The organism is Corynebacterium sp. 212_CJEI, from assembly GCF_001055915.1.
Lineage (GTDB): Bacteria > Actinomycetota > Actinomycetes > Mycobacteriales > Mycobacteriaceae > Corynebacterium > Corynebacterium jeikeium_D.
In genome coordinates this window covers 51,321-72,160 of record NZ_JVPT01000064.1, presented here as the reverse complement: position 1 = coordinate 72,160, position 20,840 = coordinate 51,321, and the positions used below count along the sequence as shown (strand labels likewise).

The window sequence follows — 20,840 nt, the reverse complement described above, 5'->3', positions numbered from 1 at the left end:
GTCGATAAGCGATTACCAGCGGTAGTGAGCGAATGCGCGGTTTGCTTCCGCCATCTTGTGAGTGTCCTCACGACGCTTGACGGATGCACCCAGGCCGTTGGATGCATCGAGGATCTCGTTAGCGAGACGCTCGGTCATGGTGTTCTCACGGCGCTGACGGGAGAACATCAGCAGCCAGCGCAGTGCCAGCGTGGTGCCACGGCCCGGACGAACCTCGACCGGAACCTGGTAGGTGGCGCCACCAACACGGCGGGAACGAACCTCAAGAGCCGGCTTGACGTTCTCGATTGCGCGCTTCAGAGTCAGCACCGGGTCAGTACCGGTCTTCTCTTCGCACAGCTCAAGCGCACCGTAGACGATGCGCTCTGCAGTCGACTTCTTACCGTCGATCAGAACCTTGTTGACCAGCTGCGACACCAGAGGGGAGCCGTAGACCGGGTCGTTGACGACAGGACGCTTCTGTACTGGGCCCTTACGTGGCATGGCTTACTTCTCCTTCTTTGCGCCGTAGCGGGAACGAGCCTGCTTGCGGTCCTTGACACCCTGGGTGTCGAGGGAACCACGGACGATCTTGTAGCGGACACCCGGGAGGTCCTTAACACGACCACCGCGAACAAGCACCATGGAGTGCTCCTGCAGATTGTGGCCCTCACCCGGAATGTAAGCCGAAACCTCGATACCGGAGGTCAGGCGAACACGAGCGACCTTACGAAGAGCCGAGTTCGGCTTCTTCGGGGTGGTGGTGTAAACACGGGTGCAAACGCCGCGGCGCTGAGGGGAACCCTTCAGAGCTGCGGTTGCAACCTTAGCCTTCTTGTCATGGCGGCCCTTGCGGACCAGCTGCTGAATAGTGGGCATGAAGCCTCTTTCTGTTTTCAATCCTCGCTGGACATTCTCACGACCGATGCCAACCGCAGCGGAGTAACCACCTTCCGTGTGAATGCATCACAAGAAAAGTTATTACTCATCCAGTGGTGAGCCCATCGGTTGAACGCAAGAAATGGAGGGATTTTGAACGTGCGAAACCCAGTCAGCCGCTCTCGCTGGCCTACTGGGTAATGTCTCAAGTTCCCAATTCTTTTCTGGGATCGTTGTATAACAGTACGCGAGCTGCGGGTTTAGTCCAAACACCCTGGTAATGGCCTATAAATTTCAAGCACTTTGAGCGCTTGTGGGCTTGGTGATCAAATTTTTGGGTGTTCAGCACGGCGCGCCTCGCCCCAAAAGACGCAGACGTTACTATGCCGGTTTGAATTGATAACTCGGCCAATTCTGCCGTCCGTTCGGTTTGCCCATAGTACTGTCCTGCATCAGCGCTGGAGAAACTTAATCGCCATGTTCACCACAGGCGAATGCCTTCTTCATTGCCAGCAGTGTACTGGCAGCGTATAGGTGGGGACATGTCTAAAAAGGTTATTGTCATTGGCGGCCACGGCAAGGTGGCCCAAATCGCTACTCCCCTACTTATCGACGATGGCTACGAGGTCACGTCTGTTATACGCAACCCCGACCAGGTTCCGGATATCGAGGCTCTCGGCGCCACACCAGCCGTTTACGACATCGCCAGTCTCTCGACCGAACAGTTTGCGGACCTTCTCAGCGCGCACGACGCTGTGATTTGGTCCGCCGGCGCTGGTGGAGGTTCACCAGAACGGACGTACGCGATCGACCGCGACGCAGCTATTACTTCGATTGCCGCAGCCGAGCAGGCTGGCGTTAAGCGCTACGTGATGGTCTCTTACTTTGGTGCGGGCCACGACCATGGCGTTCCAGAGGATCACAGCTTCTTTGCCTATGCCGAGTCCAAGGCTGCAGCCGACGAAGCGCTGCGCGCTTCAAACCTGGAATGGACCATTCTCGGCCCGAGTGCGCTCACGCTCAACGAGGGCCAGGATTCCATCGACACCACGGCGGACAAGGCAGGCGAGGTCGCTCGCGCGACCGTTGCCAATGTCATCGCGCAGGCCGTGTTCAACGAGGCTACCGTTGGTCGCATGATTAACTTCAACGAGGGCAACACCCCGATTGCAGAGGCTCTCAAGATGTAGAGGAGGGAGGTCGGGACGGAACCCCTAGGCCCTTCCTCCCCTGCCCCTTGCCTCTGTTCCTATCGCCTTTCTTCAGTCTCCAGCCGAGTTTTCCAGTTGGGTTGCCTCGACAAAGAAAAATCCTCCGGCACGACCGTGACGAACTAGCAACCCGCTAGTAAGCCACAACTGTGCCGGAGGATTTTTCCGGTTGCCACCTAACAGTTAGCGCACGAAGCCCCAACTGTCAGGCGAGGTGCTTTGCCAGACAGTGACCGAGGGAATTCTCCCGCTCCCCCCAGCCGCTGCCGCAAAGCTATTGATTTCTACTCGAAGGTTCCGATGTCATCCAGCGGAACTGCGGAACCGACCTGATCGATGCCGTAGGTGTCCTCGGCACCGTAGAAGCCCTCGCCGAAGGAAGCGAACGGGGCGGCTGCCTGGCGGGCAGCTTCCTCAGTCGGCTCAACCGTGATGTTGCGGTAGCGCGAGATACCCGTACCAGCCGGGATCAGCTTACCGATGATCACGTTCTCCTTCAGGCCGATGAGCTTATCCGAGCGCTTGTTGATAGCGGCGTCGGTAAGCACGCGCGTCGTCTCCTGGAAGGAGGCGGCGGACAGCCAGGACTCGGTGGCCAGCGATGCCTTGGTAATACCCATCAGCACGCGACGGCCTTCGATGACGCTGCCACCGGAGGCGACAATCTCGCGGTTCTTCGCCATGACCGTGGAGCGCTCGACCAGTGCACCTGGCAGCAGGTCGGAGTCACCTGGCTTAGACACAATCACGCGGCGCAGCATCTGGCTGACGATAACCTCGATGTGCTTGTCGTGAATGGCCACACCCTGATCACGGTAGACCGACTGGACTTCCTCGATGAGGTGGCGCTGGACGCCTCGGCGGCCCAGGACCTCGAGGACCTCGTGCGGATCGGCAGCGCCCTTGAGCAGCTGCTGCCCCTTGACCACATGGTCACCATCGCGGATGGCGCGACGACGGCCATCGACAGTGATTTCAGCCAGGCCCTGACGCTTGGACAGCTTGTCGTAAACAACCTCGTCTTCGCTGTTGGCATCCGGGATGAGGGTGAGCGTGTAGAAGTGCTCGTCCTCCTCCAGGCGCACGCGACCGTTTTCGCGGACCAGTGGAGCCTTGTTCTTCGGCACGCGGGCCTCGAACAGCTCCTGGACACGCGGCAGACCACCGGTAATGTCGCCACCGACACCACCCTGGTGGAACGTACGCATGGTCAGCTGGGTACCCGGCTCACCAATGGACTGCGCAGCGACAATACCGACAGCCTCTCCGATGTCGACGAGCTTGCCGGTTGCCATCGAGCGACCGTAGCACTTGGCACAGACACCGGTTGCGGTGGAACAGGTCAGAACCGAGCGGACCTTGACTTCCTTGACACCGTGGCTGAGAGCCAGGGTGATGTGGTCGTCGTTCAGGTCGGTGTCAGCTGCGATAAGGACATTGCCCTCAGCGTCGGTGACATCGGCTGCCAGCACACGAGCAATCGCGGCGGTCTCGACATACTTCGCACGACGGATCTCGCCGGTCGGGTTGCCGGTTGCGTCCAGAACATCCTCGCCGATCTCGACAATGACACCATCGTGAGTGCCACAGTCCTCTTCGCGAACGATGACGTCCTGCGCAACGTCGACCAGACGACGGGTCAGGTAACCCGAGTCAGCGGTACGAAGCGCGGTATCGGCCAGACCCTTACGGGAACCGTGCGAGTTGTTGAAGTACTCGAGAACCGACAGGCCTTCGCGGAAGGAGGTCTTAATCGGGCGGGTGATGTATTCACCACGCGGGTTCGTAACCATGCCCTTCATGCCGGCCAGCGAGTGAATCTGGCCCATGTTACCGGCAGCACCCGACTTCACGATCATCGGAATCGGGTTGTCATCCGGGTACAGAGCCTCGACCTTTTCACCGACCTCAGCCGTCGCGGCCTTCCACAGGTTAACCAGCGACTCGTGACGCTCAGCAGCCGAGAGCTTACCGCGGCGGAACTTCTTCTCCACCGTGGCGGCCTTCTCTTCGTAGCCGTTTAGGATCTCCCGCTTGTTCGGGAGAACCAGCACGTCAGACATAGCAATGGTGACACCAGAACGGGTAGCCCAGTAGAAACCAGCATCCTTGAGCTTGTCGACGGTCTGAGCGACCGTGATCATCGGGTACTTGGCAGCCAAGTCGTTGATGATCGCAGCCTGCGGCTTCTTAGCCATAACGCCTTCGACGTATGGGTAGTTCCACGGCAGCAGGTCGTTGAACATAACGCGGCCCAGCGTGGTCGAAGCCAGCCAAGTATCGCCCTTGTTCCAACCGTCTGGGAACTGCTCGGATTCAATCTCAGCCGGCGGACGCAGGTGGCTGATGCGAACCTTAATCGGGCTCTGCAGGCCAATTGCACCGCGGTCGTAAGCCATGATGGCCTCGGCCGGGCTGGTGTAAATACCCTGCTCCGGTGCGTCCTCGGTGGCATCCTGGTGGCCACCCGGCAGCTCTGGCTTCTCCAGCGTCAGGAAGTACAGGCCAGTGACCATGTCCAGACGCGGCATAGCCAGCGGCTTACCGGAAGCCGGCGACAGAATGTTGTTCGAGGACAGCATCAGGACACGAGCCTCGGCCTGTGCTTCAGCGGACAGCGGCAGGTGGACTGCCATCTGGTCACCGTCGAAGTCGGCGTTGAAAGCCTCACAAGCCAGTGGGTGCAGCTGAATTGCCTTACCCTCAACCAGGACCGGCTCGAACGCCTGAATACCCAGGCGGTGCAGCGTAGGTGCACGGTTCAGCAGAACCGGGTGCCCGGTAATGACATCTTCGAGGACGTCCCACACCTCTGGGCGCTGACGCTCAACCATGCGCTTCGCGCTCTTGATGTTCTGCGCGTAGCTCTTGGCCACGAGCTCCTTCATCACGAACGGCTTGAACAGCTCGAGAGCCATCAGCTTCGGCAGACCACACTGGTGCAGCTTCAGCTGCGGGCCGACGATAATAACCGAACGGCCGGAGTAGTCAACACGCTTACCCAGCAGGTTCTGACGGAAACGACCCTGCTTACCCTTGAGCAGGTCGCTCAGGGACTTCAGCGGGCGGTTACCCGGACCAGTGACCGGGCGGCCACGACGTCCGTTGTCGAACAGTGCGTCAACGGATTCCTGAAGCATGCGCTTCTCGTTGTTGACGATGATCTCCGGAGCGCCGAGGTCAATCATGCGCTTCAGGCGGTTGTTGCGGTTGATAACACGACGGTAGAGGTCGTTCAGGTCTGAGGTCGCAAAGCGGCCACCGTCGAGCTGCACCATCGGGCGCAGCTCCGGCGGAATCACCGGGATGCAGTCAAGCACCATAGCGGCCGGGTCGTTGCCGGACTGCAGGAATGCAGTGACAACCTTCAGGCGCTTGAGGGCGCGCATCTTCTTCTGACCCTTGCCGTCGCGAATAATCTCGCGCAGCTCCTCGGCCTCCTTGGCCAAGTCGAAGTTGCGGATCAGGGTCTGAATAGCCTCAGCACCCATACCACCGGTGAAGTAATCCTCGTAGCGGTCGACGAGCTCGGTGTAAATACCCTCGTCGATAATCATCTGCTTCGGCTCGAGCTTGATGAAGGTGTTCCAGATCTCGTCGAGACGATCCAGCTCGCGCTGGGCGCGCTCACGGATGTGGCGCATCTCGCGCTCGGCTGCAGACTGAACCTTCTTGCGGGCGTCAGCCTTGGCACCGGCTGCCTCGAGCTCAGCCAGATCCTCTTCCAGGGTCTGGGCGCGTTCGGCCAGCTCCTGGTCGCGGTCGTCCTCAACCAGCTTCTTGTCCACGAGCATGTCTGCTTCGAGGGTTTCCTGGTCGTTGTGGCGAGCCTCTTCATCCACAGAAGTGATGATGTTGGCGGCGAAGTAGATGATCTTTTCCAGATCCTTCGGAGCCAAGTCGAGCAGGTAGCCGAGGCGGGACGGCACACCCTTGAAGTACCAGATGTGAGTGACCGGAGCGGCCAGCTCAATGTGGCCCATGCGCTCACGGCGAACCTTCGACTTGGTCACCTCAACGCCACAGCGTTCACAGATGATGCCCTTGAAGCGAACGCGCTTGTACTTACCACAAGCACACTCCCAGTCACGGGTCGGGCCGAAGATACGCTCACAGAAAAGGCCATCCTTTTCCGGCTTCAGCGTACGGTAGTTAATCGTCTCGGGCTTCTTGACCTCACCGCGAGACCAGCGGCGGATGTCGTCGGCGGTAGCGAGCCCAATCCGGAGCTCGTCAAAGTTGTTGACGTCGAGCACCTGTTTTCCCTTTCCCTCCGCATCGAAGTAATGCGGAAACCAAATTCTCTGCGGAGGTTTTTGTACGTTGTCGTCTGTGTTGGGTTATTCGCGAGTTAGGGCTTCCCGACCCTGATACTCACGCAATGTTTCGTCGTTAAGCGAGAAACTATGCGGAGTCAGCGTCGGAACGCTCATCGCGGGACAGGTTAATGCCGAGGGAAGCGGTCGCGTGGTCGAGTTCCTCATCGTCGGAGGAGCCCAACTCAACCGGAACGCCGTCGGCCGAAAGGACCTCAACGTTCAGGCAGAGCGACTGCAGTTCCTTCAGAAGCACCTTGAACGACTCCGGAATACCCGGATCCGGAATGTTGTCGCCCTTCACGATTGCCTCGTAGACCTTGACGCGGCCAACCACGTCATCGGACTTGATAGTGAGCAGCTCCTGCAGGGTGTAGGCAGCGCCGTATGCCTGCATTGCCCACACCTCCATCTCACCGAAGCGCTGACCACCGAACTGAGCCTTACCACCCAGCGGCTGCTGGGTAATCATGGAGTACGGACCGGTGGAACGAGCGTGAATCTTCTCGTCGACCAGGTGGTGCAGCTTCAGCATGTACATGTAGCCCACCGAAACCGGGAACGGGAACTTCTCGCCAGAGCGGCCGTCGAACAGCGTGGCCTTACCGTCAGCGTTGACCAGCACCTCGCCGTCACGGTTCGGGCGGGACGACGCGAGCAGACCAGCGAGCTCCTCGTTCTCAGCACCGTCGAACACTGGGGTTGCGACCAGGGAGTCGGACGGAACGTCGTGCAGGTCTGCCGGAAGACGCTTAGCCCAATCCGGGTCGCCCTCAATGCTCCAGCCGGCCTTCGCCAGCCAGCCGAGGTGAACCTCGAGGACCTGGCCGATGTTCATACGACGCGGAACACCGTGGGTGTTCAGAATGATGTCGACCGGGGTGCCGTCCGGCAGGAACGGCATGTCCTCCTGCGGCAGGATCTTGCCAATAACACCCTTGTTACCGTGGCGACCTGCCATCTTGTCGCCGTCCTGGATCTTGCGCTTCTGCGCAACGTAGACGCGGACCATCTCGTTGACACCCGGTGCCAGGTCGTCATCGTCTTCACGGGAGAAGACGCGGACGCCGATGACCTTGCCGGACTCACCGTGCGGGACACGCATGGAGGTGTCACGGACCTCGCGGGACTTCTCGCCGAAGATAGCGCGCAGCAGGCGCTCCTCCGGAGTCAGCTCAGTCTCGCCCTTCGGCGTGGTCTTAGCGACCAGGATGTCACCGTCGCGAACGTCAGCACCGATGCGGACGATACCGCGGTCATCCAGATCCTTCAGCATCTCCTCGGACGCGTTCGGGATGTCACGGGTGATTTCCTCCGGACCCAGCTTGGTGTCACGGGCATCAATCTCGTGCTCCTCGATGTGAATCGAGGTCAGGATGTCCTCCTCAACCATGCGCTGGTTCAGGATGATGGCGTCCTCGTAGTTGTGGCCTTCCCACGGCATGAATGCCACGAGCAGATTCTTACCAAGTGCCATCTCACCGTTGTCGGTACCCGGACCGTCAGCGATGACCTGGCCGGCCTCAACACGCTGGCCTTCGTCAACCAGTGGCTTCTGGTTGTAGCAGGTGCCCTGGTTGGTGCGTTCGAACTTGCGCAGCAGGTAGGTGTGGCGCTGGCCCTCATCATCCATGATGGTGATGAAGTCTGCCGACACGGTCTCGACCACACCTGTGGCCGAAGCGACAATGACATCGCCGGCGTCGTAAGCAGCACGCTGCTCCATACCGGTACCGACGAACGGAGCCTCCGAACGCAGCAGCGGCACAGCCTGACGCTGCATGTTCGCACCCATCAGGGCACGGTTAGCGTCGTCGTGCTCGAGGAACGGAATCATGGCAGTAGCCACGGAGACCATCTGACGCGGGGAAACATCGAGGTAGTCGACCTCATCGGCACGGACGGACTCGACGTCACCACCCTTCTTACGAACAGACAGGGTCTCCTGAACGAAGCGGCCGTTCTCATCAATCGGGGTGTTAGCCTGCGCGACAACGTAGCGGTCTTCCTCATCAGCGGTGAGGTAGTCGACCTCGTCGGTGATGACACCATCGCGGACGCGGCGGTACGGAGTCTCAATGAAACCGAACGGGTTCACGCGTGCGTAGCAGGACAGCGAACCAATCAGGCCAATGTTCGGACCCTCTGGGGTCTCAATTGGACACATGCGGCCGTAGTGGGACGGGTGAACGTCTCGAACCTCGAGACCAGCACGGTCACGGGTCAGACCACCCGGACCCAGTGCGGACAGACGACGCTTGTGGGTCAGACCCGACAGCGAGTTGTTCTGGTCCATGAACTGGGACAGCTGGGAAGTACCGAAGAACTCACGGATAGCCGCGGAGACCGGGCGCACGTTAATCAGAGTGGTCGGCTGGATCGACTCCACGTCCTGAGTGGTCATGCGCTCACGAACCACGCGTTCCATGCGGGACAGACCCACGCGAACCTGGTTCTGAATCAGCTCGCCTACGGTACGCAGACGACGGTTACCGAAGTGATCGATGTCGTCGGTCTCAACCGGAATCTCGACCCCTTCCGGCGAGGTCATAACATTCTCGCCGTCGTGCAGGCGCACGAGGTATTCAATGGTGGTAGCGATATCCTGTTCGGTCAGGACCATCTCGCCAGAGACCTCAGTGCCCAGGCCCAGCTTGCGGTTGACCTTGTAGCGACCGACCTTGGCCAGGTCGTAACGCTTCGGCTTGAAGAAGTTGTTCTCCAGCAGAGCCAGCGCGGACTCGCGCGTCGGCGGCTCACCCGGGCGCTGCTTGCGGTAAATCTCCAGCAGAGCCTCGTCGGTGTTTGCAACACCGTCCTTCTCCAGGGTGGCCATCATAATCTCAGAGAAGCCGAAGCGCTCCTTGATTTCCTCAGTGGTCCAGCCGAAAGCCTTCAGCAGAACCGTGACCGGCTGGCGACGCTTACGGTCAATACGAACGCCGACGGTGTCCCGCTTGTCGACGTCGAACTCCAGCCACGCACCGCGCGACGGAATAATCTTCACCGAGTGCAGCGGGCGCTCGGTGGACTTGTCGATGGTCTCATCGAAGTAGACGCCCGGAGAGCGCACCAGCTGAGAAACAACGACACGCTCAGTTCCGTTGACGATGAACGTACCCTTATCCGTCATCATCGGGAAGTCGCCGATGAAGACAGTCTGGCTCTTAATCTCACCGGTCTCGCGGTTGGTGAACTCCGCGGTGACGTAGAGGGGAGCCGAGTAGTTGATGTCCTTATCCTTGGACTCATCCACGGTGTTCTTGACGGAGTCGAACCATGGGTCCGACAGCGTCAGAGACATCTTCTGGGAGTAGTCCTCGATCGGAGAGAGCTCTTCTAGAATATCTTCGAGACCGCTGGTAACCCGAGCGTCTTCTCCGAGCTCCTCCTGGCGACGAGCGCGCCACTCAGGCGTGCCAATGAGCCATGCGAAAGACTCACGCTGCAGGTCGAGCAGACCAGGAACCGCAATCGGCTCCTGAATCTTTGCAAACGAGTACCTCTTCGAAGCTCCGGGAATACCGGTTACTGCCTTGGTCTGGCGGGAGACTGCCAAGATGCGTCCTTCCAGCACCTCACGCGGTGAAGCACACCGGCAACCGGTGGTGCGCTCCGCCCGCTTGGTTTATACGCGATTCAAGTTGCAGGAATTATTTCTGTTGCGCACCGGGATACTTTGCGTCTAACCTTTGGTCACACACGAAAGTGATTCCCCCGCCACTTGGCCTCCAAGACCAGCCTTTAAAAGGCGAGCCCCCGAGCCCTAACGACGGCGCCGCGGCAACTCCTTTAACAGCTAGATGCACGAAAAACGGTGCTACATAATAGCCCCGCGCTCCGAGCGCAAACTATAAAAGAGCTGGCGACAGATACACTAATTCCAGCGCAACGATTTAGCCTATATCAAAAACTGGTAGTTGTCTAGTACAACTTGACAAATCGGGCGTGTCGCATTCACCCGTCACCGATATAAAGGGTGAGGCCTGGGCGCTATGGCCGTCGTAAAGCGTTACTCTGCTTTACGACGGGTCGAAGGACGCACGATGCCCACGATTGCGATGAATACCAGAATCGAACCGGACGTAATGAGACCGATTGACCACGGCTCTAGAGCTGGGCGCTGGAAATTCTGTATTGCGCCAAAGAGAAGCTGATTGGAAAGGCCTTCGTCCATCTTTCCGTTGAAGCGCAGGTAGTCCATGATCGGCTCGCCGTCGCGAGTCTCCCACCAAAGGTGGATGTCCTCGGCCATATCGATGACCGAGCCAGACTTCGGCTCAACCCACAAATCACGGGTGCCCTGGTACTGGAGGAACCCGGATTTGTCATCCTGAGTTAGCTGAGAGACGTAAGAACGGTACTTCTGGGCGAGATTCGTCTTCTCAATATCCTGACGGAAATGCAGAATGCGGTTGCCACCGCGCTCCTCTTCCCCGACAAACTTTGCCGGCAGGGAATCGTGGAGGAAATCATCAAAGATCAGGTATTCTTTTTCCTCAGTGTCGGCCGGGAGCTTCACCCAGTTCCCCTCGAAAGCCACTGATCGTGGAACGCCCGCCATGCGGTCGACAAGAGTCGCAGGAGCCAGCGCCTCGCCGGTGAGTCGGTCGATGGTCACTGTCCAGATATTGGCCTCGATAAGCTCGGTCAGCGGGTCGGTGCCCATGACCTCCGGGGGAAGCTCACGCATTTCAGTCACACCGACACGGAGCGAAACCTTGTCCGCATCGGCGGGTTCGATGAGCACGCCGTGGAGCTGTCGCTGCAGCGGCGAGTGCACTTCTTCCCGCTTGCCTTCTTCGTTAATCCTGGTGGACACGCCGTCTTCCGCCCGCAGGGTGTACGACACCGGCGGCAGGTCAAGCGGCATTTTGGGATCAACATTGAGCACTTTGGGCAGCAAGATGCCAGCAGCAAGCAGTGCGGTGCCTAGACCCAACAGAAGGATAGACAGAATTCTCGGCCGTGAGAGCATGTTAGATACTTTACAGGCCAATAGGGGCAATCAAGACAATGAGTGGTCTGGTTTTTGCCCCCAACTCCCTGTGACGGGTGAGATTAGTGAGGTTTTGCCGGGGTCGGGTGGGTTAGCAAAGGCCCCAGAAACGAAAAAACCGCCAACCCCGGGTAAAAATCTCAGAATTGGCGGTCAGAATCGGTAGCTTTAGGCCACTACCGGAGCCGAAGCAAGTAACTGAATTACTTGAGGGAGACCTTTGCGCCAGCCTCTTCCAGCTTAGCCTTAGCAGCCTCAGCGTCGTCCTTGGAAGCACCCTCCAGGATAGCCTTCGGAGCGGACTCAACCATCTCCTTAGCCTCCTTCAGGCCCAGGCCGGAGACGATCTCGCGGACAGCCTTAATAACGCCAATCTTCTTAGCGCCAGCGTCCTCGAGGACGACGTCGAACTCGTCCTTCTCCTCAGCAGCAGCCTCGCCGCCAGCAGCGCCTGCAGCAGCAACTGCAACCGGAGCAGCAGCGGTGACGTCGAACTCCTCCTCGAAAGCCTTCTTGAACTCGGTGAGCTCAACGAGGGTCATTTCCTTGAAAGCCTCGAGCAGTTCCTCAGTGGTGTACTTAGCCATGGATATTCTCCTATGAGTGTGGTGCGGCCGCTCCCCTCAGAGATCCCTGGGGTCGAAGCCGTCAAAGTGATATTTAAAAGTTTTTCGCGTGATTTAGTTCGCGTAGTTCGCGAGCCGCTCGGGATTACTTCTTTTCCTCGAGTGCCGCAGCAAGGCGGGCAACCGAGGAGGTCGGAGCGTCGAGCAGGCCAGCGACGTTCGCCAGAACGCCGTTGAAGGCACCAGCCAGCTTTGCCAGCGTGGTCTCACGGTTATCCATATCCGCAAGAGCCTCGAACTGTGCTGCATCCATTGCAGCACCGTCCATGTAGCCGCCCTTGATCACGAGGTTCTTGTTGTCACCGGCGAACTTCTTAATCGCCTTAGCCGCATCCACAGCCTCGCCCTTGATGAAGGCGACTGCAGTCGGGCCGTTCAGGTGCTCATCAAGACCCTCAATCCCTGCCTCGTCGGCAGCGATCTTGATCATGGTGTTCTTGGCGACGGAGTACTTAACATCAGCACCGAGGGCGCGACGCAGTTCCGTGATTTCCGCAACGGACAGGCCGCGGTACTCAGTCAGCACGATAGCGTTGGACTCTTCGACGTCCTGCTTCAGTGCTGCAACAGCTGCAATCTTCTCAGCATTTGCTGCCATGTGTACTCTCGCCTCCTTCCTGGTCTTTGCAATTTTCCGCTCGGCCAAGTGAAGGAGTCTTTTGCGCAAATACAACAAACGCCCCAATCCTCGCACAAGGATGGGGCGCACAATTCTTTTGGCATGTTCCACTTCAACTCCGCCAACTCCAAGGTCAGCAGGTGAAGTCAAACTGCGCAAGCGCTTCCAAGTCCTCCTGCGTGGGCCGCTCACTGTATTCCTACAATGAAACCTTCAATCCGCTTCTTTCGAAGCGAATGACCGACGGTCTTCGGTGAAACTTGAGTACCAACCTCCATCGTCCCAACTCGATGTTGGTACCGATTGGAAGCCGGTCAAACTTCGTGAAGAAACTCTATACCAGACCCAGGCAATTAACCAAATCGTCTATCCAAACCGCGCTGCACCAGGCTCTCCAAAGCGGCCGAACTCCAGGTCCTTCTCACGTTGCTGCACAATCATCTCAAGCTCGGCAAAGTACGCATTCAGGTCGTCGTCGGCAAGCCAGAGCACTTGGTCGGCGTAGTCGAGTACCACGCGCACCATGTCGTCGGGATGTGCGTCCAATCTGGCGGCGTCGAGGATATCCACGGTGAGTGTCAGTGCCACGCGCACGACCGGCGGGATCTGCGATGCCAGGCACTGTTGCGCCACGACATTGCGCAGCTCCACGGCTTCCATCCGCGCAATGATGCGCAACAACCGCACTACGACGACTTGCGCCGCCCGAACTTGCAGAGCTTCCTCCTCACTCATCCCCGGAAGCACCACAGAATCCTGGATATTGCGGCGAAGGACCTCAGCTACGCGCTCGTCCTCCCCTAGCCCCGTCAGTACCTCGCCCAGCAGAGTCTGCCCCGCGATGCGCAGGCAGGGCATGTCATAGGCGTCGTCGCCCAACGAGTCGAGATACGAGATGAGCTGCGGTTCAATAATTCCGGAACCGTCGTCGAGCTGCGCCAGGCGATTAATCTCGCCGAGCGCCTCCAGCCCTTCTTCGGGTTCCAAAATCAACGTCATAGTCGCGATTTTAAGCAACAAACTTTGGCTGTGAGTCCATTTCGCCTGGATTAGTTGTTTGGATTAGCAATTCGCTTTACGACGTCTACCGCGCCCGCAGCCCCACCGCGCTATCGATATCCCTTATGAGAATGCAAAACCGCCGCCTCACACACTTGGGAAAGTGCGCGTGGCGGCGGTTTTAAAGAGCTTGGCTCTGAGTCACTCTCAAGCGACTTGCGAGGAGCTCACTCGCCTATCGGCTGATGCTGATTTAGGCGGTGTAGTCCTTGATCACGCTGGTGTCAACCGGGATGCCCGGGCCGTTGGTGGCGGAGACGGTGATCTTCTTCAGGTACTTACCCTTAGCAGCGGACGGCTTGAGACGCATCAGCTCGTCGATAAGCGCACCGTAGTTCTCGGCCAGCTTCTCGGCGTCGAAGGAAGCCTTACCGATAACAGCCTGCAGGTTTGCAGCCTTGTCAACGCGGAAGGAAATCTTACCGCCCTTGATCTCGGTGACAGCCTTAGCGACATCCGGGGTAACGGTGCCGGTCTTCGGGTTCGGCATCAGACCACGCGGGCCGAGGATACGAGCCACGCGACCAACCTTGGCCATCTGGTCCGGGGTTGCGATCGCAGCATCGAAATCGGTCCAGCCGCCCTGAATCTTTTCGATCAGTTCCTCGGAACCGACGAAGTCAGCGCCGGCCTCTTCAGCCTTAGTGGCATTCTCGCCAGCGGCGAAAACAACAACGCGGACGGTCTTACCGGTGCCGTTCGGCAGGGAGACAGTGCCGCGAACCAGCTGGTCGGCCTTGCGCGGGTCAACGCCCAGGCGAATCGCAACGTCGATGGTGGCGTCGTAGTTCTTGGAGGAGGTCTCCTTGGCCAGGTTAGCGGCCTCGAGCGGAGAGTAGATGCGGCCGGCGTCGATCTTCTCGGCGGCGGCGCGGTATGCCTTAGAGTTCTTGCTCATGAAAAGTCCAATCTCAATTAAGTGAAATGGTTGGATTGTGGTGTTTAGCGGGCCGAAGCTGGCCCTACCACTTGATGAAGGTGCAGCTAAACGCTGACGGTTTACTTAGCGCCCTCGACGGTGATGCCCATGGAACGAGCGGTACCGGCGATGATGCGTGCACCCATCTCGATGTCGTTAGCGTTCAGGTCCGGCTTCTTCAGCTCGGCGATTTCCTTGCACTGCTCCCAGGTCACGGAACCGACCTTGTTGGTGTGCGGAACGCCAGAGCCCTTCTGAATGCCAGCGGCCTTCAGCAGCAGCTTAGCTGCCGGCGGGGTCTTCAGAACGAAGGTGAAGGAGCGGTCTTCGTAGACAGAGATTTCAACCGGGACAACGTTGCCACGCTGGTTCTCAGTTGCTGCGTTGTAAGCCTTGCAGAACTCCATGATGTTGACACCATGAGCACCCAGTGCCGGACCAACCGGCGGAGCCGGGTTAGCCTGACCAGCCTGGATCTGCAGCTTAATAATCGCAGAAAGCTTCTTCTTCGGAGCCATCGGATTAACCTACTTCCTAGTTACCGGGGCGCGCCGCCCCGATGAAAAGGCGACTCACCCCGTCCGGATGCCGACGCTTTACGACGACCCTTGCGCCCTCGACCATCATGGCCACTGGCGCTGGTCATTGAGTTGGTGCCAGCCACCGGGGATACGAATTACTTGGCGCATCTGTGCTCAAGGCACAAAAATGCACGCCTGGCTACGTTACCGCAGCGTATGGCGTGCATCAAAATCCGTTACCGGATTGGTTGCGCGAGCGAGCTAGCTGGTGCCTTGCTCGGCGCTTGGCTTGGCGGTGCTCTCCGCTTGGCTCTGCGCCTGGCTTGAGGTCGGGCCTAGTTCAGCTTCTCGACCTCATCGATGCCCAGCTCGACCGGGGTCTCACGGCCGAAGATGGAAACCAGAGCCTTCATGCGGCCGGTGTCCGGGTCGATCTCGGAGATGGTCGCAGCCACAGATGCGAACGGACCGGACAGGATGGTGACGGACTCGCCGACCTCATAGTCGATGGCGACGGCCTTCTTCTCCGCCTGCGGCGCCGCTGCGACAGCCAGCTCACCGTCGGCATTTGCAGCTTCTTCAGCGGCGTCCGCGGTGATGGTCTCCTTCGGCATGAGGAACTTAGCGACCTCGCGAATCTTGACCTTGGACGGCTGGCCCTCGCTACCGACGAAGGAAGTAACACCCGGGGTGTCGCGGACGACGGACCAGGACGGGTCATCCAGGCTCATACGAACCAGAACGTAGCCCGGCAGCAGCTTGCGCTTAACGATCTTCTTCTTGCCGTCGTCCTTGCGCTCTTCGACTTCCTCAACCGGAACGATGACCTCGTGGATCTGCTCATCGACACCCATGGTCTGGGCGCGCATTTCCAGGTTGGTCTTCACCTTGTTCTCGTAGCCGGAGTAGCACTGGATGATGTACCAGTCGCCCGGACGACGCTTGAGCTCACGCTGGAACTCGCGCAGGCGCTTACGGTACTCGGCATCTGCGTCAGCAGCTGCCTGTGCCTCAGCGTCAGCGGCAGTCTCCTCTGCCGGCGCTGCTTCTGCTGCAGCAGTGTCAGCTGCGGCTGCGTCGGCTGCGGCTGCACCCTCAGCCGGAGCTTCTACCTGAGCCGGTGCGCCCTGCGCATCCTGCTCAGTTGCGGCAGCATCCGCGGACTGGGCGTCGGAGAAAATATTCTGACCATCATTCATGTCGTGCTAACCCCTCTTGTATCTACATCAACGGTTCGCGACATTGGCATCTTCGCCTAAAGAGTCTTAAGAGCCAATATGCCATCCGCAATCACTTCGCACAGCCAGACACCAGCTGCGCTAACGAATAATCCCGCCGTCCGGAACTCGGAGGCGGGATGAAAAGCATCACTGCGAAACAGTATAACCGATTACTTGCCCAACACCGATCGGACACCCAGACCGGCCAGCGTGTCCACACCCCACACGAGAGCGATCATGGCAATCAGGAACAGAATCACGATGATGCTGTAGGTGACCATCTGGCGGCCGGTCGGCCAAATCACCTTGCGCAGCTCGTCAACAACCTGCTTGATGAAAACCAAAGGGTTACGAGTCGAAAGCTCGTTGGTCTCCTTCTCACGCGCAGGCTTCTTCGCCACGGTGGTCTGCGCGCCCGTCGCCTGGCGCTTACCGGACGGGCGAGCCGCCGCCTGGAAAGTCTGGTTTTCCTCAGACACGATGCTCCTTCGCTACTTCGTGCATATGAGACCTAAAGATACTGCACAGTGAAACTCAAACGTGAATTCTTCAAGGGCAGACTCCGGGAATGTTCTCCGGATCCAAGCCCCCACTGTGCAGAGCAAGTCTGGTTCAGTGCGTAAATTCTAGCCGATAATCCACACTATCGAAGAAATGCCCTTCGTGGGAACCGCAGGCTTCGAGATTCGATTCTGACAACCCCAAAGAGCCACGGGCTGCTCGCTCGGGGATGCGAACTTGGGGCTGCAAATGTGAAACTGTATGGGGTTATGACACTTTCAAGCCATTTTTCGGGCTGTTTTTGTCATAAACGCAGTCAGTAACTCGCATTGCCCCACCGCCACCGAACATAAACGAAAAACCCGCCACCCAGACGCATTTTCATACGCCCTGGATGACGGGTACTTGCAGGGGCGACAGGACTCGAACCTGCAACCTGCGGTTTTGGAGACCGCTGCTCTACCAATTGAGCCACGCCCCTTCACCACCAGCGAAAGAACTTTTCAGTCCTTAGCTGACAATGTCCCACCTTACTGCATTGCTGCATAATCAAGGCGGGGTTCGACGAACATCACTGTCCGTAGTAGCGATGGGGGGGATCGAACCCCCGACCTCACGATTATGAGTCGTGCGCTCTCACCATCTGAGCTACATCGCCCCTATTCTCTACCGGACATAAGTCCGTATAAAAGAACAGAGCCCCCTGACAGAATCGAACTGTCGACCTTTTCCTTACCATGGAAACGCTCTGCCGACTGAGCTAAGGGGGCATCAGCATCCGTTAAACCCAGCACGTAACTCTGTGGCCAATTGTTGACCGCTTCGTTTCGCTCTGTGCTCTCCGTGAAGCCTTGCAAAGATTAACCCGAAATCACCACTAAGCACAAATCAGCAGGTAGGCAGTGGTATTTCTTGTCACGTTTGCAGACATTTGGCGCGCACTTATGGATAATCTATTCACTTATCGATGAGCCCCAGCGGAACCATAAGTGAATAGCTCATCGATGAGTGGCTGACCTCTAACTCGAGCCTCTAACTCGAGCCCCTGCCCCGCTTAATCCAGAGCCCCTCACTCGAGCCCCTGCCCCGCATCCCCACCAACGGCCCCTACAAACAAAAAATCACCGCGAGAAAATTCTCGCGGTGATTTCACTGTGCCAGATGATGGATTCGAACCAACGAAGGCAATGCCGACGGATTTACAATCCGCTCCCTTTGGCCGCTCGGGCAATCTGGCGTGCACTCTTAAACGGTGCGAATGGAATGCTACCCACTACTCTGTCATTTACACAAATCGGCAGGTCGAGAGGATATTTTCCTACCCGGATTCACCCCTCAGCAGAGCTCAACCCAGAGCAGAGCTCACCTCAGAGCAGTGCTCGCCCCTAGGCCCATCTCGCCGATGGAGCTCAATCCACTACCCCACGCGCTCCACGGTGTAGCGAGCAACGTGACGCAGGGCCTCCTTGGCCGCGCAGTCAGGAAGGTCAGCGATGACGCGGTCGGACTCATCCAGCAGTTCATTGACCTTCTCCATCGCGCGAGCCACACCGTTGGTCTGAGCCAGGAGCTCGAGGGCCTCGTCGACAAGCGCGTCGTCGGAGACTGGGCCGACGAGAATCTGACGGAGGCGGTCAGCGGCTGGGGTGTCCTCCTGCAGCGCGTAGAGAACCGGCAGCGTGAAGACGCCCTCGCGCAAGTCAGTGCCCGGAGTCTTGCCGGACTGATCGGTATTGGAGGAGATGTCGATGATGTCGTCGACAATCTGGAAAACGATACCGATTAGTTCGCCATAGCGGCGCAGTGCGTTGGAAATCTCGGCGGACGCACCGGCGTGATAGGCGCCGAGATAACCGGCCGATGCGATGAGCACACCGGTCTTTTCGGCAATGACCTTCAGGTAGCGCTCGATGCGCTCTTCTATCGGCAGGTCCAAGTCGTTGAGGCACTCGCGCATCTGGCCTGTGACCAACACGCCGAAGGTCTCAGCGAAGTGAGCCACGCTCTCGGAGCCGAGCTCTGCCAGCAGGCGGGACGCAGCAGCGAAGAGGTAGTCACCGGCCAGAATGGCGACGGTGTTGTCCCAGCGCGAGTTTGCGGAGGGCACGCCGCGGCGCTTATCCGCTTCATCCATGACGTCGTCGTGGTAGAGCGTCGCCAGATGCGTCAGCTCCAACACCGTCGCGGCGGTGATGACCTTATCGCTCTCCGGGTTCTCCCCGAACTGCGCGGCCAGCATGGTAAACATCGGGCGGAAGCGCTTACCACCAGCGTGAGCTAGGTGGGAAACCCGTTCGACTAGGAAGTCCTCGCCGCGCCCCAGCTCGGTAATCAGGAGGTCCTCGCTCTTGCGCATTCCCTCGGTGATTGTTGCTTCCAGCGCCTCATCAACGAAGTGAGAACTAGTGGCGGTGTGCTCACCAGTGCCCTGAGCACTTCCGGAACTAAGCCCGGAGTAGTCTCCAGTACGCATTCGAGACCTGCCTAACTGACGATAAAAGATAAGAAACTGCTAAATAAACTACCTTACGAGCATAGTGGCTAGCAGACCAGTTCCCATATTTGTTTCAACGTCGTTATACGCTGGGGCAATGACCTCAAGCCCGATTTCGCGAGTTTCCCCCACGTTCGACGGCACCGTCGCTCTACCCAGCAGCACTGACGTGCTCATTGTTGGCGCAGGCCCCACCGGCTCCGCAGCTGCAATTCACGCCGCCCGCGCCGGTTTTTCGGTCACTGTGGTCGACTCCCAGCGCTTCCCGCGCGACAAAACTTGTGGCGACGGGCTCACTCCTCGTGCCATCGCTGAGCTACGTCGTCTAGGGCTTGACGACGAGCTCCTGCGCCGCAACCGCAACCGCGGACTCAAGCTGCACGGCTTCGGCGGCTCCATCACCGCACCTTGGCCAGATGATGCCTCCGGCACTTTTCCCGCTGTCGGATCCGCGATGTCGCGAGTTGAGCTCGACACTTTCTTGCTCAATGCCGCCGCTGATGCCGGTGCGCAGGTCTTTGATGGAGTCGCAGCGCGGAAGGTGGTTCTCGGAGCGCTGAACACTGGCGGCACGCGGGGTCATGGCGTGCGCGCGGTGGAGCTTTCCGACCACGAGGGCAAGCCACACACCATCTCGGCCCGCTGGTTGCTCGTGGCCGATGGGGTCCGCAGTACCGTCGGCAAGCAGCTGGGGCGTGCGTGGCATCGAGACAACGTCTTTGGCGTGGCCGCACGGTCGTATGTCAGCTTCGACAGCGCAGACGTAGCGGATGACTGGATTCACTCGCACCTGGAACTGCGCGACTCCGAAGGGCATACGCACCCGGGCTATGGCTGGATTTTCCCGCTGGGCGAGGGCCGGGCGAATGTGGGGTGTGGGGCGCTGGCGACGTCGGCACGCCCGGCGCGCACGAATGTGAAGAAGTTGCTGCGTGAGTACCACGGACAGGTGCGCGATCAGTGGCAGATGAGCGAGCCGGAGCACGTGACGTCGGCGCTGCTGCCGATGGGCGGTGCTGTATCGAATGTGGCGGGGCCGAACTGGGCGTTGCTCGGTGATGCTGCGTGCTTAGTCAACCCGCTCAACGGTGAGGGCATTGACTACGGCATGGAGTCGGCGCGACTGGCAGTGGAGCTGATTAGTTCGATTGGTGCGGGCCGCGATGGGCTGACGCACTCCTGGCCCGCCCTACTTCGCGAGCACTACGGCACCGGCTTCTCGCTGGCTCGCAAGTTGGCGCTGACGCTGACGTACCCGAGCTTCCTTCCCACGGTCGGCCCGCTGACCATCGGCGCCCCGTGGGGAAGCCAGCTCATGGGTGTTGCCGCACGCCTGATGGGAAACCTGGTCACGGAACACGACCGCGACGTAGTGGCGCGACTCTGGCGCGCTTCGGGGAGGACAGCGCTGGCCTCCGATAAGTGGTTCGGGCGCCAGCCCTGGCAGTAGGAATCGCTTTACGACGGGCCCTGCGACCCAGCCCGATTGCGAGCTAG

15 protein-coding genes and 4 tRNA genes are annotated in these 20,840 nt (G+C 59.0%); 2 read left to right on the top strand and 17 right to left on the bottom strand.

Going from position 1 to position 20,840, the window contains the following annotated elements; genetic code table 11:
- Window positions 1-12 precede the first annotated feature (12 nt).
- Both rpsG and rpsL read right to left on the bottom strand, forming a co-directional pair.
- Entirely contained in the window at window positions 13-483 is a 471-nt protein-coding gene (gene rpsG / locus ADB02_RS08520; RefSeq protein ID WP_016422052.1) for a 30S ribosomal protein S7, read from the bottom strand.
- 3 nt (window positions 484-486) lie between these two features.
- Window positions 487-858, bottom strand: a complete 372-nt coding sequence (gene rpsL, locus ADB02_RS08515; protein ID WP_005509887.1) for a 30S ribosomal protein S12 — start codon at window positions 856-858, stop codon at window positions 487-489.
- 542 nt (window positions 859-1,400) lie between these two features.
- On the opposite strand from rpsL, the gene ADB02_RS08510 reads away from it, so the two are divergent.
- Window positions 1,401-2,048 (top strand): SDR family oxidoreductase, encoded by a 648-nt coding sequence (locus tag ADB02_RS08510; protein WP_049190607.1) that lies wholly within the window; start codon window positions 1,401-1,403, stop codon window positions 2,046-2,048.
- 305 nt (window positions 2,049-2,353) lie between these two features.
- Here the strand turns inward: ADB02_RS08510 and ADB02_RS08505 are convergent, their stop codons facing one another.
- The 15 genes from ADB02_RS08505 to ADB02_RS08435 all read right to left on the bottom strand — a co-directional run bounded on the left by ADB02_RS08505 (window position 2,354) and on the right by ADB02_RS08435 (window position 19,322).
- Window positions 2,354-6,325: a DNA-directed RNA polymerase subunit beta' gene (locus ADB02_RS08505; protein ID WP_049190606.1), complete on the bottom strand. Its 3,972-nt coding sequence runs from the start codon at window positions 6,323-6,325 to the stop codon at window positions 2,354-2,356.
- A gap of 148 nt (window positions 6,326-6,473) precedes the next feature.
- Window positions 6,474-9,962, bottom strand: a complete 3,489-nt coding sequence (locus ADB02_RS08500) for a DNA-directed RNA polymerase subunit beta (protein WP_049190603.1) — start codon at window positions 9,960-9,962, stop codon at window positions 6,474-6,476.
- A gap of 435 nt (window positions 9,963-10,397) precedes the next feature.
- The gene (locus ADB02_RS08495; RefSeq protein ID WP_049190601.1) at window positions 10,398-11,363 is read right to left on the bottom strand and encodes a DUF3068 domain-containing protein; all 966 of its coding nucleotides are present in this window, start codon (window positions 11,361-11,363) and stop codon (window positions 10,398-10,400) included.
- A 224-nt stretch (window positions 11,364-11,587) separates the two neighbouring features.
- On the bottom strand, window positions 11,588-11,971 hold the full coding sequence (gene rplL, locus ADB02_RS08490; RefSeq protein WP_038627619.1) for a 50S ribosomal protein L7/L12: 384 nt from the start codon (window positions 11,969-11,971) through the stop codon (window positions 11,588-11,590).
- Window positions 11,972-12,095: 124 nt separating this feature from the next.
- Entirely contained in the window at window positions 12,096-12,608 is a 513-nt protein-coding gene (gene rplJ / locus ADB02_RS08485) for a 50S ribosomal protein L10 (RefSeq protein WP_016422046.1), read from the bottom strand.
- A gap of 387 nt (window positions 12,609-12,995) precedes the next feature.
- A complete protein-coding gene (locus tag ADB02_RS08480; RefSeq protein WP_049190599.1) occupies window positions 12,996-13,628 on the bottom strand; it encodes a hypothetical protein in 633 nt (210 codons plus the stop codon).
- Between the two features lie 253 nt (window positions 13,629-13,881).
- Window positions 13,882-14,586 carry a 50S ribosomal protein L1 gene (gene rplA / locus ADB02_RS08475; RefSeq protein WP_016422044.1) on the bottom strand — a complete coding sequence of 235 codons (705 nt, stop codon included), beginning with the start codon at window positions 14,584-14,586 and terminating at the stop codon, window positions 13,882-13,884.
- A 101-nt stretch (window positions 14,587-14,687) separates the two neighbouring features.
- On the bottom strand, window positions 14,688-15,125 hold the full coding sequence (rplK, locus tag ADB02_RS08470) for a 50S ribosomal protein L11 (protein ID WP_016422043.1): 438 nt from the start codon (window positions 15,123-15,125) through the stop codon (window positions 14,688-14,690).
- A 338-nt stretch (window positions 15,126-15,463) separates the two neighbouring features.
- Entirely contained in the window at window positions 15,464-16,327 is an 864-nt protein-coding gene (nusG, locus tag ADB02_RS08465) for a transcription termination/antitermination protein NusG (RefSeq protein ID WP_049190597.1), read from the bottom strand.
- Window positions 16,328-16,518: 191 nt separating this feature from the next.
- Window positions 16,519-16,827, bottom strand: coding sequence for a preprotein translocase subunit SecE (secE, locus tag ADB02_RS08460; protein ID WP_016422041.1), 309 nt, complete (start codon window positions 16,825-16,827; stop codon window positions 16,519-16,521).
- Between the two features lie 430 nt (window positions 16,828-17,257).
- Window positions 17,258-17,330 (bottom strand) — tRNA-Trp (locus tag ADB02_RS08455).
- A 103-nt stretch (window positions 17,331-17,433) separates the two neighbouring features.
- A tRNA-Met gene (locus ADB02_RS08450) sits at window positions 17,434-17,507 on the bottom strand.
- A gap of 39 nt (window positions 17,508-17,546) precedes the next feature.
- A tRNA-Thr gene (locus ADB02_RS08445) sits at window positions 17,547-17,619 on the bottom strand.
- A gap of 385 nt (window positions 17,620-18,004) precedes the next feature.
- Window positions 18,005-18,086: transfer RNA gene (locus ADB02_RS08440), tRNA-Tyr, on the bottom strand.
- 180 nt (window positions 18,087-18,266) lie between these two features.
- Window positions 18,267-19,322: a polyprenyl synthetase family protein gene (locus ADB02_RS08435; protein WP_049190596.1), complete on the bottom strand. Its 1,056-nt coding sequence runs from the start codon at window positions 19,320-19,322 to the stop codon at window positions 18,267-18,269.
- A 118-nt stretch (window positions 19,323-19,440) separates the two neighbouring features.
- Between ADB02_RS08435 and ADB02_RS08430 the strand changes: the two genes are divergently transcribed.
- Entirely contained in the window at window positions 19,441-20,793 is a 1,353-nt protein-coding gene (locus ADB02_RS08430; RefSeq protein WP_165994872.1) for a geranylgeranyl reductase family protein, read from the top strand.
- Window positions 20,794-20,840: the final 47 nt, after the last annotated feature.